The 15,320-nt window shown below is 67.8% G+C and carries 16 protein-coding genes; 11 read left to right on the top strand and 5 right to left on the bottom strand.

What is annotated here, in order from left to right; all coding sequences use genetic code 11:
* Positions 1–6: 6 nt before the first annotated feature.
* The 4 genes from lepB to ABNX41_RS06060 are packed head-to-tail and all read left to right on the top strand — an operon-like array spanning position 7 to position 3,048.
* A complete protein-coding gene (gene lepB, locus ABNX41_RS06075) occupies positions 7–1,017 on the top strand; it encodes a signal peptidase I (protein ID WP_438668826.1) in 1,011 nt (336 codons plus the stop codon).
* Between the two features lie 12 nt (positions 1,018–1,029).
* Positions 1,030–1,719 carry a ribonuclease III gene (gene rnc, locus ABNX41_RS06070; protein ID WP_438668825.1) on the top strand — a complete coding sequence of 230 codons (690 nt, stop codon included), beginning with the start codon at positions 1,030–1,032 and terminating at the stop codon, positions 1,717–1,719.
* On the top strand, positions 1,716–2,654 hold the full coding sequence (gene era, locus ABNX41_RS06065; protein WP_438668824.1) for a GTPase Era: 939 nt from the start codon (positions 1,716–1,718) through the stop codon (positions 2,652–2,654). The genes rnc and era overlap by 4 nt, the downstream gene beginning before the upstream one ends.
* Before the next feature lie 58 nt (positions 2,655–2,712).
* Entirely contained in the window at positions 2,713–3,048 is a 336-nt protein-coding gene (locus tag ABNX41_RS06060) for a DUF1491 family protein (protein WP_438668823.1), read from the top strand.
* Between the two features lie 72 nt (positions 3,049–3,120).
* Here the strand turns inward: ABNX41_RS06060 and ABNX41_RS06055 are convergent, their stop codons facing one another.
* The 3 genes from ABNX41_RS06055 to ABNX41_RS06045 form a co-directional block, all read right to left on the bottom strand.
* The gene (locus tag ABNX41_RS06055; protein ID WP_438668822.1) at positions 3,121–4,098 is read right to left on the bottom strand and encodes a type I glyceraldehyde-3-phosphate dehydrogenase; all 978 of its coding nucleotides are present in this window, start codon (positions 4,096–4,098) and stop codon (positions 3,121–3,123) included.
* 505 nt (positions 4,099–4,603) lie between these two features.
* Entirely contained in the window at positions 4,604–4,921 is a 318-nt protein-coding gene (locus tag ABNX41_RS06050; protein WP_438668821.1) for a hypothetical protein, read from the bottom strand.
* Positions 4,905–5,183, bottom strand: coding sequence for a rod-binding protein (locus tag ABNX41_RS06045; RefSeq protein WP_438668820.1), 279 nt, complete (start codon positions 5,181–5,183; stop codon positions 4,905–4,907). The genes ABNX41_RS06050 and ABNX41_RS06045 overlap by 17 nt, the downstream gene beginning before the upstream one ends.
* Before the next feature lie 957 nt (positions 5,184–6,140).
* Here ABNX41_RS06045 and fliK point away from each other — a divergent pair.
* Together fliK and ABNX41_RS06035 are read left to right on the top strand one after the other, a co-directional pair.
* Positions 6,141–6,545, top strand: coding sequence for a flagellar hook-length control protein FliK (gene fliK, locus ABNX41_RS06040; protein WP_438668819.1), 405 nt, complete (start codon positions 6,141–6,143; stop codon positions 6,543–6,545).
* Positions 6,546–6,555: 10 nt separating this feature from the next.
* On the top strand, positions 6,556–7,215 hold the full coding sequence (locus tag ABNX41_RS06035; RefSeq protein ID WP_438668818.1) for a flagellar hook capping FlgD N-terminal domain-containing protein: 660 nt from the start codon (positions 6,556–6,558) through the stop codon (positions 7,213–7,215).
* Between the two features lie 147 nt (positions 7,216–7,362).
* Here the strand turns inward: ABNX41_RS06035 and ubiB are convergent, their stop codons facing one another.
* Together ubiB and ubiE are read right to left on the bottom strand one after the other, a co-directional pair.
* On the bottom strand, positions 7,363–8,895 hold the full coding sequence (ubiB, locus tag ABNX41_RS06030) for a 2-polyprenylphenol 6-hydroxylase (protein WP_438668817.1): 1,533 nt from the start codon (positions 8,893–8,895) through the stop codon (positions 7,363–7,365).
* A 3-nt stretch (positions 8,896–8,898) separates the two neighbouring features.
* Positions 8,899–9,651 (bottom strand): bifunctional demethylmenaquinone methyltransferase/2-methoxy-6-polyprenyl-1,4-benzoquinol methylase UbiE, encoded by a 753-nt coding sequence (gene ubiE / locus ABNX41_RS06025; RefSeq protein WP_438668889.1) that lies wholly within the window; start codon positions 9,649–9,651, stop codon positions 8,899–8,901.
* A gap of 221 nt (positions 9,652–9,872) precedes the next feature.
* Between ubiE and mutM the strand changes: the two genes are divergently transcribed.
* From mutM to dnaN, 5 genes are all read left to right on the top strand, one after another.
* Entirely contained in the window at positions 9,873–10,724 is an 852-nt protein-coding gene (mutM, locus tag ABNX41_RS06020) for a bifunctional DNA-formamidopyrimidine glycosylase/DNA-(apurinic or apyrimidinic site) lyase (RefSeq protein ID WP_438668888.1), read from the top strand.
* Positions 10,725–10,780: 56 nt separating this feature from the next.
* Positions 10,781–11,557, top strand: coding sequence for an enoyl-CoA hydratase-related protein (locus ABNX41_RS06015; protein ID WP_438668816.1), 777 nt, complete (start codon positions 10,781–10,783; stop codon positions 11,555–11,557).
* A gap of 184 nt (positions 11,558–11,741) precedes the next feature.
* On the top strand, positions 11,742–12,014 hold the full coding sequence (gene rpsT, locus ABNX41_RS06010) for a 30S ribosomal protein S20 (protein ID WP_438668815.1): 273 nt from the start codon (positions 11,742–11,744) through the stop codon (positions 12,012–12,014).
* Positions 12,015–12,637: 623 nt separating this feature from the next.
* Complete coding sequence (gene dnaA, locus ABNX41_RS06005; RefSeq protein WP_438668814.1) at positions 12,638–14,008, top strand: chromosomal replication initiator protein DnaA; 1,371 nt, start codon at positions 12,638–12,640, stop codon at positions 14,006–14,008.
* Between the two features lie 139 nt (positions 14,009–14,147).
* Complete coding sequence (gene dnaN, locus ABNX41_RS06000) at positions 14,148–15,266, top strand: DNA polymerase III subunit beta (protein WP_438668813.1); 1,119 nt, start codon at positions 14,148–14,150, stop codon at positions 15,264–15,266.
* Positions 15,267–15,320: the final 54 nt, after the last annotated feature.

Genomic DNA, 15,320 nt, shown 5'->3' with positions numbered 1-15,320 from the left:
GAACGGATGAACCCCTTCCGGCTGAACGGCGGCGCCGGTCGGGGCGAGCTTCTGGTGACGCTTTCGGCCTGGATCGCGCTCATGCTTCTGGCGCGCGGGCTTGGGGAAAGCGCCACGCTCTGGCCCTGGTCACATTATGCCGCCGCACTCTCCTTCGTCGGCCTTGCCGCCCTGCTGGCGACGCTGGTCCGGCGCCTGCATGACATCGGGCGGCCCGGGGGATGGGCGGTGCTGGCGGCGGTGCCCGGGGTCTCGGCCCTGCTGGTGCTGGCATTGCTGGTGCTGCCGCGCCGGTCGCGGCGCTATGACAGGTCCGCCATCGGCATCGTGATCGGGGGCGCGGTGCTGAGCGCGCTGTGCCTTCTCGCCCTGCTGCGCCTTTTCTGGCAGCCGGTCTGGCTGACCTCCGGCGCGATGAAGCCCACGCTGCTGATCGGGGATTATGTGATCGCCCGCCATGTCGAGGCCGGGGATGTAGCGCGCGGCGATGTGCTGGTCTTCCGCCATCCGGTGGAAAACAGCGATCACATCCGCCGGCTGATCGGCCTGCCCGGCGACCGGGTGCAGATGCGCGATGGCAGGGTCTGGCTGAACGGGGTCGAACTGCCGCAGCTTCCCGCCGGGCGCTTCGAGGAGGAAATGGCACCGCAGGGCCCGCTGCGGACCATGCCGCGCTGCGAGGGCGGTCCGGTCGGGCTGCGCGGCATCTGCCGCCGCTCGCGCCTGACCGAGACCCTGCCCGACGGGCGCAGCCATGACGTCCTGAACATCGAAGACGGTGGTTTTGCCGATAATACGGTGGAATTCATCGTCCCCGACGGGCATTACTTCTTTCTTGGCGACAATCGCGACAATTCCATGGACAGCCGCTTCGCCACCGGCGTCGGCGGCACGGGCATGGTGTCGGCCGGGGCGATCCACGGCCGGGTCGGGCGCGTCCTGATCTCGTCCGGGGGGGCGCGGCTGTGGTATCTCTGGGACTGGCGCGGCGAGCGCCTGTTGGCAAAGGTAAGATGAGGTGACGGCAAGGTGAGGCTTTCCACCGATCTTCAGGCGTTCCAGACCCGGATCGGACATGTGTTCCGCAGGCCGGACCTGCTGCTGCGCGCGGTGACGCATTCCTCGATCGGCTCGGCGACCCGGCCCGACAACCAGCGGCTGGAGTTCCTGGGCGACCGCGTGCTGGGGCTTTCCATCGCCGAGGCGCTGCTGGCCAGCGACCGTTCCGCGACCGAGGGGCGGATCTCGCCCCGGTTCAACGCGCTGGTCTGCCAGGAGGCCTGCGCCGAGGTCGCGCGCGAGATCGACCTGGGCGCGGTGCTGAAGCTCGGGCGCTCCGAGATGCTTTCGGGCGGGCGGCGCAAGGATGCGGTGCTGGCCGATGCGATGGAGGCGGTGCTGGCCGCCGTGCATCTGGATGCCGGATTCGAGACCGCCCGCGCCATGGTCCTGCGCCTTTGGGGCAGCCGCATCGCCTTGGCCGAAGGCCTTGTCCACAACCCGAAATCCGCGCTTCAGGAATGGGCGCAGGCCCATGGGCTGGGCCTGCCGGTCTATGCCGAGGTCGGACGCTCGGGCCCCGATCACGCGCCGCTCTTCACCATCGAGGCGCGGCTTGAAAGCGGCGCCAGCGCCCGGGCCGAGGCCTCGGGCAAGAAGGCCGCCGAATCCGCCGCCGCGCAGATCCTGCTGAAACGGCTTCAGGAGCAGACCCAATGACCGAAACAGCCACCGCCGCCGGGCCGACCCGAGCGGGATTCGTCGCCTTGATCGGCGAGCCGAACGCCGGGAAATCCACCCTTCTGAACCGCATGGTCGGGGCCAAGGTCTCGATCGTGACGCATAAGGTCCAGACCACCCGCGCCCGGATCCGCGGCGTCTGCATGGAGGGCGCGGCCCAGATCGTCTTCGTCGACACCCCCGGCCTGTTCCGGCCCCGGCGGCGGCTGGACCGCGCCATGGTCAAGGCCGCCTGGGGCGGGGCGGCGGATGCCGATATCGTGGTCCTGCTGATCGAGGCGCATCGCGGGCTGACCGAAGGGGTCGAGGCGATCCTGTCGCGCATCCGCGACGAGTTGCCGCGCGACCGTCCCGTGGCGCTGGCGATCAACAAGATCGACCGGGTGAAGGCGGAAAGCCTGCTCGCGCTGACGCAGAAGATGAACGAGGCTTTCGCCTTCTCCCGCACCTTCCTGATCTCGGCCGAGCGCGGCCATGGCGTGGCCGGGCTGCGCGAATGGCTGGCGGGCGAGTTGCCGGAGGGCGCCTGGTTCTACCCCGAGGACCAGTTGGCGGACCTGCCGCTGCGCATGATCGCGGCCGAGATGACGCGCGAGAAGCTGACCCTGCGGCTGCATGAGGAACTGCCCTATCAACTGACCGTCGAGACCGAGAAATGGGAAGACCGCGCCGACGGATCGACCCGGATCGACCAGATCGTCTATGTCGCCCGCGATGGCCACAAGGGCATCGTGCTGGGCAATCGGGGCGAGACGATCAAGGCCATCGGCCAGGCCGCCCGCGCCGAGATCGCCGAATTCCTGGGCCATGAGGTGCATCTGTTCCTGACCGTCAAGGTGCGGCCGAACTGGCTGGAAGAGGCCGAGCGCTATTCCGAAATGGGGCTGGATTTCAAGGATGGCGAGGCCGGTTGAGCGGACTGCGGCCCTATCGCAGCGCCCCGACGCCCTGTCACCCCGAGGGAGAAGGCCCATGCCAAGGCTGACCACCGAATTCTGGGTCGAGGCCTATCTGCGCCGCCTGCGGCTTGCCGATATCGCCCATTACCTGATCCGCCGGGGCGACGCGCAGGCGGGCGCGGTGATGGTCAAGCTTGCCACGCTGGACGGGCGCGCCATGGCCTGGGAGCGCGCCTATGACCCGGCCAGCGGCGGGCGTCGCTGGATCACCCTTGCCGAAGGGGAAGAGGCGCTGGTCGATGCCGCGCTGGCCCGCGCCCGCGCCCGCGACCCCGACCTGTGGCTGATCGAGATCGAGGATCGGCAGGGCCGCAGCCTGCTGGAGGAAGAGGGTCTGTCGGGCGACTGACGCGAAGACTGACGCGGCGGCGGATGCCTCCGGCGGGGATATTTTTGCCAAGATGAAGGGGGAAGGTTTGGTTCATCGCACCATGCGGCGGGCCACATCCAGCATCCGGTTGGAAAAGCCCCATTCGTTGTCATACCAGCCGAAGACCCGAAGCAGGCCCTGGGGCGTCACCCGGGTTTCCGGCGTGGCCATGACGATGGATTCGGGCCGCGCGCGCAGGTCGGTCGAGACCAGCGCCCGGTCGGTGGCACCGATCACGCCGCCCGCGGCGTGGAAGGCGGCATTGACCTCGTCCGGGGTGGCGGGGCGCCGGGTCATCACCGAAAGGTCGATGCAGGAGACGCTCGCCACCGGCACCCGCACCGCCGAGCCCTGCAACCGCCCCGCGAGCCCCGGCAGCACCCTGTCCAGCAGGCGCGAGGCGCTTGTGGTCGTCGGCACCATTGACAGCGCGGCGGCGCGGGAGCGGGCGAAATCGGCCGCCGGGCTGTCCACCGTCGGCTGGCTGCCGGTGTAGCAATGCACCGTGGTCATCGAGCCGGTGACGATGCCCCAGCCCTCGTCGATCAGACGGGCCAGCGGCGCCAGGGCATTGGTGGTGCAGGACGCGTTCGAGATCACGCGCTGATCCGCCAGTGCCGCCTCGTTCGCGCCCAGGACCAGGGTCAGGTCCGCCGTCTCGGAGGGGCCCGAGATCAGCACCCGCGCGGCGCCCGCCGCAAGGCCACGCTCGGCGACTGCGTGATCGCCCGCCCGGCCGGTGCATTCCATCACGAGGTCGATGCCGGAGAGGTCGAGCGTCGAGATATCGGCCGCTCGATGGAAGGCGATCCGGTGCCCGTCGACCCGCAGCGCACCGGGTTCGAGCGCCACCTCGCCCCGCCAGGGTCCGAAGACCGAATCATATTCGAAGAGATGGGCGCAGATCCCGGGCTCGGCGATATCATTGATCCCCAGGATCTCGACGCCCGGCCATCTGGACTTGTCCTGCGCCCAGGCACGCAGGACCGAGCGCCCGATCCGTCCGAATCCATTGATGAACACGCGCATCACCCGTCTCCCGCGCCATTGGCCGCGCGCGAGAGAGAGCATGGCGCGGGTTACGCTTCAAGCCATGTCGCAACATTTGATCAAAAATTTGGGACAGGTGGCCTGCGATCGCCTTTGGGCTTCAGTTGTGCTCTTCGGGCCAAGCCTTCGGCGTCGGTTCGGCGGACGGGCGACAGACGTCCGGTGAACCGGGGCGCGGTCGGGACGGGGGCATGGCGGCAGAGCCAGTGGCGGCGCCGGTCGCTCATCCCCCAGGTGGCTCGGTCGCTTCCATGATGCGCAATGCGCCTGCCCCGGCGGATCGGATCCGACGCTGCCCGGCTTCGCATATGGCATCGTCAGACCTTCGGCTGACTCCGCCAAGCCATTGGCTCCCGTTCGCCGAGGCGGAACGGCAGGGGGCCTTGAGAGCGGCCAATCCGAACCCTTCCCAAACGCGCGCATCTGAAAGCGCGTCTCGCCGGATCCGTCCGCCCCTCTCGGCGAAGGGCAAGGCAAACGCCCGCTAGGAGCGGCGTAAGGGCGGGCCGGGACGGACCACCGTCCGGTCGATCCTCCCGCTGGCATCATAGGTCGAGAGCCGCGCCCTTCCGGCGATTTCCTCGACATGGCGGCGCGCGGCCCTGACCCCGCACAAGGCCGCCTCGATCAGCGCGAGATTGCGTCGGGCCGCGGCCTGAGCGGCCTGGGCCCCGCTCCGGTCCGCAGGCAGCCCCGCCGCGTCGAGCACGGCATCCGGCGCGGCCAGAGCCGACAGATCCCCGGCGAGGAGATGCGCGCGGATCGCATCGAGGCGGCCGATCAATTCAGCGGCTTGGGACATTTTCACCCCCCATGGCGCGAAACAGCGATTCGGCCAGCCCGATCCCGCCGCGATCGACGATCATCCGCGCCTGTTCCGCGCGCAGGAAGCTGGCGAACTGCGCCTCGCCGATGCCACCGCCGAAACTGCCGCGGCCTTCGCCAAGCCCGGCATGGCCAAGCATCTCGGTCAGGAAAACCGTCTCCAGCTCACGCGCCTTGCGCATCAAGGCGCCCTCCGTCGGCCCGGGCGGGGGCGGGGTGACAATCGAAACCGGATCCATCGCGATTCTCCTTGAATGGTTCGGATTTTCCTGACGATCCGCCAAAGCGGTAAAGAAAGTGGTAACTCCTATCGGGTCTGATCATCCCGAACGCGGCAGAAGTCGAATCCGATGCAGATGATTCCGATCCACTCCCCTCCCCCCATTGCGAATGCCTTCGCAAACCCGGTCGCGAAAGCGGGTGCGCCAGGGTTCGCCCCGGCCCTCCCGAACGGAATGGGGGTGGGTCGTGCCGCCATCGAAGCGCGATTCACGGATGATCCGGCCTTTTCCCTCGGCCCCGAGGTGGAAGCCGAATCGGCGGAGGCGGGGGCCGAGCCTTTACCCGGCGCGGTCCCCACGACGCCTGCAGCCCCGCCGGCACAGAACGTGGAGACGACCGAGCCTCCGCCGCTCGCCGCCGCCCCGCCATCGCCGCCCTCCCCGCCGCCGCATGCGGCATCGCCCCTGCCCGCATCACCGACCGCGATGACCGGGAGCGGCGAGACGGATGAAACGCCGTCACCGGAGCTGAGGTCGACCGGGCCAGCCGCCGAGGACGCCCCCCTGGCCGCGCCTGGGGCCAAGGGCGCGCCGGAGGACAGTGCTCCCGATGCCCCGGATGCGGTCGCAAGGTCACGCAAGGACGCCGAACCCCGATCTGACTTGCGGGCAGGACCCGAGCCGTCGGCACGCGCCCTGCGCGGCTCCCTGCCGAATTCCGGCCCTTCTGGAGGACCCTCGGGGGCCGAGTCGCGGTTGCGACTGATGGCGGTCTCCCCGCCCGGAGAGGAGGCGACGACGCCCGCGCAACCCGCCGACCGGATGGCGAAAACCGCGCCGCCCGATCCGATCCCGACGCCCGGCCCGACACCTGCCCCGGCCGAGATCGGGGACCCTGCGCCCGCCACCGGTCCCGAAGCCGCGCGTTCCCTCCAGCCCCAGCCTCTCCCGCCTCCCCAGGCCACGCGCGCTTCCATGCCCGCACCCGCTCCGGCAGTGCAGATCGTCCAGGCGGCGCTGGCATCGCCTGAGGGAATCACCGAACTGACCCTCTCGCCCGAAGAGCTTGGGACGGTGCGGATCTCGCTCAGGGCCGAGGCCGATATGGTCGCCCTGACCCTGCTGGCCGAACGGCCCGAAACGCTCGACCTGATGCGCCGCCATGCCGAGCGGCTGGCCGAGGAATTGCGCGCGGCGGGCTATGCCCGGGTCGACCTGGGCTTTGGCGACTGGGGCGGGGAACATCCGGCCCGCAGCCATGAAGCCCATGAAACCCATGAAGCCGGACCCGCAGCCGCGCCGGAGCAAAGGCCCGCCGCCCCCTCCCCCGCCGCCCCCGCAGGGAGCCCACCCCTTTCCACGCTTTACCTTCGCATCTGAGGCCTGCCCCATGACCGTCACCGCCACCAATGCCTTCGCCGCCGCCTCGACCGGCTCCAGCACCCCCTCCGGCGCGGTGCTGAGTTCGGATTTCCAGACCTTCCTGCGGATGCTCACCGTCCAGATGCAGAACCAGGACCCGCTGAACCCGATCGAATCGACCGATTACGCCGTGCAGCTCGCCACCTTTTCGGGGGTCGAGCAGCAGGTGCTGTCGAACCAGATCCTCAGCGCGATGAGCGCGCAATTCTCGATGATCGGCATGTCGCAGATGGCGGGCTGGGTCGGGCAGGAGGCGCGCGCCGCCGCCGATGTCTGGTATTCCGGCAGCCCGGTCACGCTTTCGCCCAATCCCGTGGCCACGGCGGATCGCGTGGTGCTGGTGGTGCGCGACGGCGCGGGCAACACCCTCTCGCGCGAGGAGATCCCGGTCGCCGCAGGGGCCTATGACTGGTTCGGCGCGGATGCCACGGGCGAGCGCCTGGCCGAGGGCCTCTACAGCCTGAGCGTCGAGAGCTGGCGCGGCGGCGAACTGCTGCGCGAGGATGCCGTGGAATACTACGGCACGGTGACCGAGGCGCGCGGCGGCGCCTCGGGCACGGTCCTCGTGCTGGAGGGCGGGATAGAGGTCGCCGCCAGCGCCGTCACCGCGCTGCGGCTGGCGCGCTAACAGGCTGCTGAAAAAGTCATGTGCAACCGCAGCTTGCGTCAAAAAACAGGACATTCGACCGATAGCACGCCCAAACAGGCCGTTTTCGGTCCAATTTTCTACCGTGTCGGGAAGATTTTCGCTTCAAGACAGCCCCTCAGCAGCCTGCTAAAGCGCGGCGCCGATGGCGACGCCAAGCGCCAGGAACGCCACCGCGCCGATCACGCCCCGCACCAGTCGCGCGCGGCCGCCCGCCGGACGGGGCGCCACATCGGGATTGCCCAGCCGCACCAACGCCGCCTCGGTCAGCGCGGGCAGTTTCGGGCCGAAGCGGGCAAGCACCCGCGCGGTGCGGGCCAGATCGCGCAGGATGGCCTTCGGCCCCACGCTGGCGCGGATGTAATCCTCGACCACCGGGCGGCTGACCTCCCAGATGTTGAGATGCGGGTCGAGGCTGCGCGACACGCCCTCGACCACTACCATGGTGCGTTGCAGCAGAATCAGTTCGGTCCGCGTCTCCATCCCGAAGCGTTCGGTGACCTCGAACAGATAGGACAGCAGCCTCGCCATCGAGATGCGGTTGGCCTCCATCCCGAAGATCGGCTCGCCGACCGAGCGCAGGGCGCGGGCGAATTCGTCGATGTCGCGGTCGGCGGGGACATAGCCCGCCTCGAAATGAACCTCGGCCACGCGGCGGTAATCCTTGCGGATGAAGCCCATCAGGATCTCGGCATAGACCCGGCGGGTATATTCGTCCAGCCGCCCCATGATGCCGAAATCATAGACCACCAGCCGCCCGTCGGGCATGACCTTGATATTGCCCTGGTGCATGTCGCCGTGGAAATAGCCGTCGCGCAGCGCATGGCTGAGAAACAGCGTCAGCACCCGGCGGCTGAGTTCGACGCGGTCGATCCCCGCGGCGTCGATGGCGGCAAGGTCGTTCAGCCCGATCCCCTCGGCCCAGTCGATGGTCAGGACCGTGCGGCCCGAAAGCCCCCAATGCGGACGCGGCACCACGAGCCCGCCGTCCTTTTCGGTATTGGCGGCGAATTCGGCAGCCGAGGCGCATTCGAGCCTCAGGTCCAGCTCGCCCGTCACCACGCCCTCGAAATGCGCGATCACATCGACCGGGCGCAGGCGGCGCGAGAAGGGGGCGAGGATCTCGATCCAGCGCGCGGCCAGGTAGAAGGCGTCGATGTCGCGGCGAAAGGCGCGCTCGATCCCCGGGCGCAGCACCTTGACCGCGACCTCCTCGCCGCTGTCGGCAAGCCGCGCCCGGTGGACCTGGGCGATCGAGGCCGCCGCCACGGGCTCGGAAAACGACGAAAACAGCACCTCGACCGGCTGGCCCAGCTCGGCCCGGACGGCGGCATGGGCCTCGGCCTGCGGAAAGGGCGGCAGTTGATCCTGCAGGTATTTCAACTGATCGGCCAGTTCGGCCCCGACGATATCGGGCCGGGTCGAAAGGATCTGACCGAACTTGATATAGGCGGGGCCGAGCGCGGTGATCGCCCGCGTCACCGGCGGCAAGGCCGGATCGCCCTTCAGGCCCAGCCAGCGGAACGGCAACCCAAGCATCCGCGCCGCGAAACGCAGCCGGGGCGAGACCTCCATCGCCTCAAGCGCGACGGTCATGGCGCCTGTGCGCTCGAAGGTGGCGCCGGTGCGGATCAGCCGCCAGATGTTGTGCGGGCCCTTCACGGCTCAGATCTTCCAGCCGGAATGCAGCGCCGCGATCCCCATCGAGAGGTTGCGGTATTTCACCTGCTCGAAACCGGCTTCGCGGATCATCGCGGCGAACCGCTCCTGCTCGGGGAATTTGCGGATGGATTCCACCAGATATTGATAGGATTCGCGGTCGCCCGTCACCATCTGGCCCATGGCCGGGATGACGTTGAAGGAATAGAGGTCATAGGCCTTCTGCATCAGATCGTTGGGGATCTGGCTGAATTCCAGCACCATCAGCCGCCCGCCGGGGCGCAGCACGCGGTAGGCCTCGCGCAGGGCATCGGGGATGCGGGTCACGTTCCGGATGCCGAAACTGATCGTATAGCTGTCGAAACTGTTCGATTCGAAGGGCAGGGCCATCGCATCGCCGACCACCCAGTCGAGCCTGTCGGCAAGCGAGGCCGCCTCGGCGCGCTTGCGGCCCTCGACCAGCATGTTCTCGGTCATGTCGCAGACCACGGCGCGGGCATCCGGCGCGCGCGCCAGAAAGCGGAAGGCCACGTCGCCGGTGCCGCCCGCGACATCGAGCAGCCGCTGGCCGGGGCGCGGCGCCAGCCAGTCCATCATCGCATCCTTCCAGATGCGGTGGATGCCCGCCGACATCAGGTCGTTCATCACATCGTATTTCGAGGCGACCGAGGAAAAGACGCCATGCACCATCCCGGCCTTTTCGGCCTCTGGCACGTCGCGAAACCCGAAATGGGTGGTCTTGTCTTCGGCATCGGCCATGGTCAGCGCCTCATCCCCCGGTTCGGGCCCGGTCCTGCCCCGTCTCGCGCCGGGCATTCGCCCGCCTGGCTCGCGGTATAGCCGGGCGGCGGCGCCAAGGGAAACCGCAATCTGTCACGGGGCGGGGCGCCAGCGCGGGAACGGGGCGCGCCGGGGAAGGCCGGTTGTGCCCCCCGGCCTTCTGCGCCAATCTGCCGCCCCAGCCACAGATGAGACGCATGATGCCAGAGTTGCCCGAGGTCGAAACCGTCCGCCGCGGCCTTCTGCCCGCGATGGAGGGCCGCCTGATCGAGAAGGCGACCGTCAACCGCCCCGACCTGCGCTGGCCCTTTCCGCCCGACATGGCGGCGCGGCTGACCGGCCAGCGGGTGCAGGCGCTGCGGCGGCGGTCGAAATACATCCTGTGCGATCTCTCGGGTGGCGAGACCCTGCTGATCCATCTGGGCATGTCGGGGCGGATGCTGGTCTCGGGCGCGACCATCGGGGGTTTTCACCACGACCACCCGCTGCCGCAGAAACATGACCATGTTGTGCTGGACATGGCGGGCGGCGCGCGGGTCACCTTCAACGACGCCCGGCGCTTCGGCGCGATGGACCTGATCGCGGCGGGAGAGGAGGAACGCCATCCCCTGCTTGCCGCCCTTGGCCCCGAGCCCCTGGGCAATCTGTTCGACGAAGCCTGGCTGGTCGCGCGGCTGGCCGGACGCAGGACGCCGATCAAGGCGGCGCTTCTGGACCAGCATCTCGTGGCGGGGCTTGGCAACATATATGTCTGCGAGGTGCTCTACCGCGCCCGCATCGCCCCCGACCGGCTGGCCGGATCGCTTGATGCCGCGCAGGTCGCGGGCCTTGTGCCCCTGATCCGCGAGGTCCTGTCCGAGGCAATCGAGGCCGGGGGCTCATCCCTGAAGGATTACCGCCAGGCCGATGGCGAACTGGGCTATTTCCAGCACAATTTCCGGGTCTATGGCCGCGAGGGCCAGCCCTGCCCCACCCCCGGCTGCACCGCCACCATCGCGCGGATGGCGCAATCGGGGCGGTCGAGCTTCCATTGCCCGCTCTGCCAGCACTGACTTGCCATCCGCCGCCGCGCGGGATTAGCTGGCACCCGACATGACAGGAGGCGCCCATGGCCCATGAGACGCTGATCACCCAGACCGAGGGCGCGACCCTTCTGATCCGGCTCAACCGCCCCGAGGCGCTGAATGCGCTGAATGCGACCCTGATGCGCGAGCTGGTCGAGGTCCTGCAGGCGGCGGATGCCGATTCGGCGGTGCGGGTGATCGTGCTGACCGGCAGCGAAAAGGCCTTCGCCGCGGGCGCCGACATCAAGGAGATGGCGGCCAAGGGCTTTGCCGATGTGTTTTTCGACAACCTTTTCGGCGCCGAGGCCCAGGCCATCGCCGCGATCCGCAAGCCGATCATCGCCGCCGTATCGGGCTATTGCCTTGGCGGCGGGTGCGAGCTGGCGATGCTGGCGGATTTCATCCTCGCCTCCGAGACGGCGAAATTCGGCCAGCCCGAGATCAACCTCGGCATCGTCGCGGGCATGGGCGGAACCCAGAGGCTGAGCCGACGGGTCGGCAAGTCCAAGTCGATGGACATGCATCTGACCGGCCGCTTCATGGATGCCGCCGAGGCCGAGCGCGCGGGCCTCGTCTCGCGCGTCTTCCCCGCCGAGGCGCTGATCGCCGAGACGCTGAAGATCGCCGAGACCATCGCCGCGAAATCCATGGTCACCGCGATGATCGTGAAGGAATCGGTGGCGCGGGCCGAGGAGACCAGCCTGGCCGAGGGTCTTTTGTTCGAGCGCCGGATGTTCCACGCCGCCTTCGCGACCGCGGATCAGAAAGAGGGCATGAACGCCTTCATGGAAAAGCGCCGCCCGAAGTTCCAGGACAGATAGTCCGCCCCGGCGGCACCGATTCCACCCTTTCCTTCGCGCCGCGAATGCTGTAGGTCGGCTCCCACATGCGCGTGGGCCCGCTTTAGGCATTGACGATTCCCGTCCTCGGGGCCGCTTTGGCTCTATGGGCGGGTGGTGCGGTCTGTCGTGCAATCGAAACGAAGACCGCAAGGATACCAGACCAATGGCCAATACCGCACAATCCAAGAAACGCGCCCGCCAGTCGGAAGCCCGCTACGCCGTCAACAAGGCGCGCCGCTCGCGCATCCGCACCTTCCTGCGCAAGGTCGAAGAGGCGCTCGCCTCGGGCGACCAGGCCGCCGCCGCCGATGCGCTGAAAGCCGCCCAGCCGGAACTGGCCCGTGGCGTGACCAAGGGCGTGCTGCACAAGAACACCGTCTCGCGCAAGATCTCCCGCCTGTCGTCGCGGGTGAAGGCGCTCGCCCCCCAGGGTTGATGCCACGGGGCTGAGGTCACAGGGCTAAGCCCGCGGGGCCCGCATGGTCGGAAAGACCATGACCGGGGCGATGCGGCGGAAAAACCAGTCGATTTCCAACGGGCGCGGTCCTTCCAGGGGCCGCGCCCGTCGGTCGTTCCGTGCCCCCCCTCTCCCGGATGCAAACGAAGGGCCTTCGCGGCGGATCGCACCCCCGCCGTTGCGGTTTTGCCGATGGGCGCGGATTCGATTTCGCACAGCCCCTGTCAAGCGCGTTGTTCGGTTGCAGAGCCTCGCGCGGCCTTGGTAGCTTGCCCCTGCGATTCACTTCGTCTTGGGGGACAGGTGGGGTCGCAAACCGTGATGGACAGAAGACGACACCGGCCTGCCAGCCGGAAAAATGAATAAAAACGGTTTGTGATCATATACTTGCTGATCGGTGCAGAATGCGCCGCGGTCTGCTTGTGATGCGGCACGGGTCCGGTCTTCCGGGCGTGTCTGCAGCACTTCCCCCCTGAGCCGAGGTTTGGCCCGGGCAGGATCGGCTTCCGCCGACCCGCGCGGGCGATATGACGGATCGAGCGTGTTGGGTTTCGCGGCTTCCGCCGTCGCGGCCCGGTGATTGGGATACAGGTCTGAAAAGAATGACAAACGAAACGTGGGGCCAGATTCGCGAAGGTCTGATCAATCGTGTCGGCAAGAACAACTACACGACCTGGATCGAACCCTTGCGGCTGTCGCAGCTAAGGAATGGCGTCGCCCGTTTCGAGGTGCCAACCAGCTTCTTCGGCGACTGGGTCCAGCGCAATTACGCCGACCATATCCGCAGCCATCTGGCCACCCTGGGCGAATCCGTGGAGCGGCTGGAATTCCAGGTCGGCGCCGACGAGGGCGCGGCCCGGCCCGCCGCGCGCGAGCCCGCCGCCGCCCGCGCCCCGCGTGCGCGGGCCGAGCGCGCCAAGGCCGAGGAGGATCTGGCCGGCGCCCCCCTGGACGCGCGGTTCACCTTCGACAGTTTCATCGTCGGCAAGCCCAACGAGCTTGCCCATGCCGCCGCGCGCCGTGTGGCCGAAGGCGGGCCGGTCACCTTCAACCCGCTGTTCCTTTACGGCGGCGTCGGGCTGGGGAAGACCCACCTCATGCATGCGATCGCACATGAGCTGCGCATCCAGCGGCCCGAGCTGCGCGTGCTTTACCTTTCGGCCGAACAGTTCATGTATCGCTTCATCCAGGCCCTGCGCGACAAGCAGGTGATGGATTTCAAGTCGCTCTTCCGCTCGGTCGATGTGCTGATGGTCGATGACGTGCAGTTCATCGCCGGGAAGGATTCGACGCAGGAGGAATTCTTCCATACTTTCAATGCACTGGTCGACCAGAACAAGCAGATCGTGATTTCCGCCGACCGCGCGCCGGGCGAGATCAAGGACCTGGAGGAGCGGATCAAGTCGCGCCTGCAATGCGGCCTTGTCGTCGACCTGCATCCGACCGATTACGAATTGCGCCTGGGAATCCTGCAGCAGAAGGCGGAATATTACCGTGGCCAGTATCGCGGCCTGGTGATCGCGCCCGGGGTGCTGGAGTTCCTCGCCCATAGGATCACCACCAACGTCCGGGTACTGGAGGGCGCGCTGACCCGGCTTTTCGCCTTCGCGAGCCTTGTCGGACGCGAGATCACGCTGGATCTGGCCCAGGACTGCCTGGCCGACATCCTGCGCGCCTCGGACCGCAAGCTGACGATCGAGGAAATCCAGCGCAAGGTGGCCGAACATTACAACATCCGCCTTTCCGACCTGATCGGGCCGAAGCGGCTGCGCACCATCGCCCGGCCCCGCCAGGTGGCGATGTATCTGGCCAAGCATCTGACCTCGCGCTCGCTGCCCGAGATCGGGCGGCGCTTCGGCGGGCGCGACCACACCACGATCATGCATGGCGTGCGCAAGATCGAGGAACTCGCCGCCACCGACAGCCAGTTGGCCGACGACATCCAGTTGCTCAAGCGCCTGTTGCAGGGCTGAAATCGCTTCGCGCGACAGTGAAGCGCGGTCTTGACGGGCCGCGCAACCTTGAACAAAGTCGCCGGAACCAATTCAACCGGCCTTGACCGGGCAATTCCGCTGCGCCGCCTTTCGCGGAACGGCGGTCAGGGGACGAAGAATGAAACTCTCGATCGAACGCGGCACGCTTCTGAAGGCGCTCGCCCAGGCCCAGTCCGTGGTGGAGCGCCGCAACACGATCCCGATCCTTGCCAATGTGCTGATCGAGGCCGAGGGCGCCCATGTCAGCTTCCGCGCCACCGATCTGGACATCGAGGTGGTGGACCGCGCCGCCGCCATGGTCGAGCGGGTCGGCGCCACCACGGTCTCTGCGGTGATGCTGCATGAAATCGTGCGCAAGCTGCCCGATGGCGCGCTGGTCAGCCTGACCGAGGACGCGGCCTCGGGGCGGCTGACGATCACGGCGGGGCGGTCGACCTTTTCGCTCTCCACCCTGCCGAGAGAGGATTTCCCGGTCATGGCCTCGTCGGAATATTCGACGAATTTCTCGGCCAAGGCCGCCGATCTGCGCCGCCTGTTCGACAAGGCGAAATTCGCGATCTCGACCGAAGAGACCCGCTATTACCTGAACGGCGTCTACATGCATGTGGCCGAGAACGAGGACGGGCCGGTGCTGCGCTGCGTCGCCACCGATGGGCACCGGCTGGCGCGGATCGACATGCCGCTGCCCGCGAAGGCCGAGGGCATGGCGGGAGTGATCGTGCCGCGCAAGACCGTGGGCGAGTTGCGCAAGCTCCTGGACGAGGACGACACCCAGATCGCGGTTTCGGTTTCCGAGACCAAGGTGCGCTTCGCCACGCCCGAGATCACCCTGACCTCGAAGGTGATCGACGGCACCTTCCCCGATTACAGCCGCGTCATCCCGCAAAGCAACAACCGGCGGCTTGAGGTGGATGCGAGCGAATTCGCCAAGGCGGTGGACCGGGTGGCAACGGTGTCGTCGGAACGTTCGCGCGCGGTGAAGCTGAGCCTGGACGAGGACCGGCTCGTGCTGTCGGTGAATGCCCCCGATTCCGGCGCAGCCGAGGAGGAGCTTGCCGTCGCCTATGGCGACGAGCGGCTGGAGATCGGCTTCAACGCGAAATACCTGCTGGAGATCGCCAATCAGGTCGATCGCGAGAATGCGGTCTTCCTGTTCAATTCCTCGGGCGATCCGACATTGATGCGCGAGGGCAATGACATGAGCGCGGTCTATGTCGTGATGCCGATGCGCGTGTGATCCGGGCCGGACCGGGGGTTTCACACCCCCGGACCCCCGTGGGATATTTGCGCA

It is taken from the genome of Pseudogemmobacter sonorensis, assembly GCF_042762395.1.
GTDB lineage: Bacteria > Pseudomonadota > Alphaproteobacteria > Rhodobacterales > Rhodobacteraceae > Pseudogemmobacter > Pseudogemmobacter sonorensis.
The sequence above is the reverse complement of the archived record's forward strand: the minus strand, read 5'-3'. Positions and strand labels throughout refer to the sequence as shown.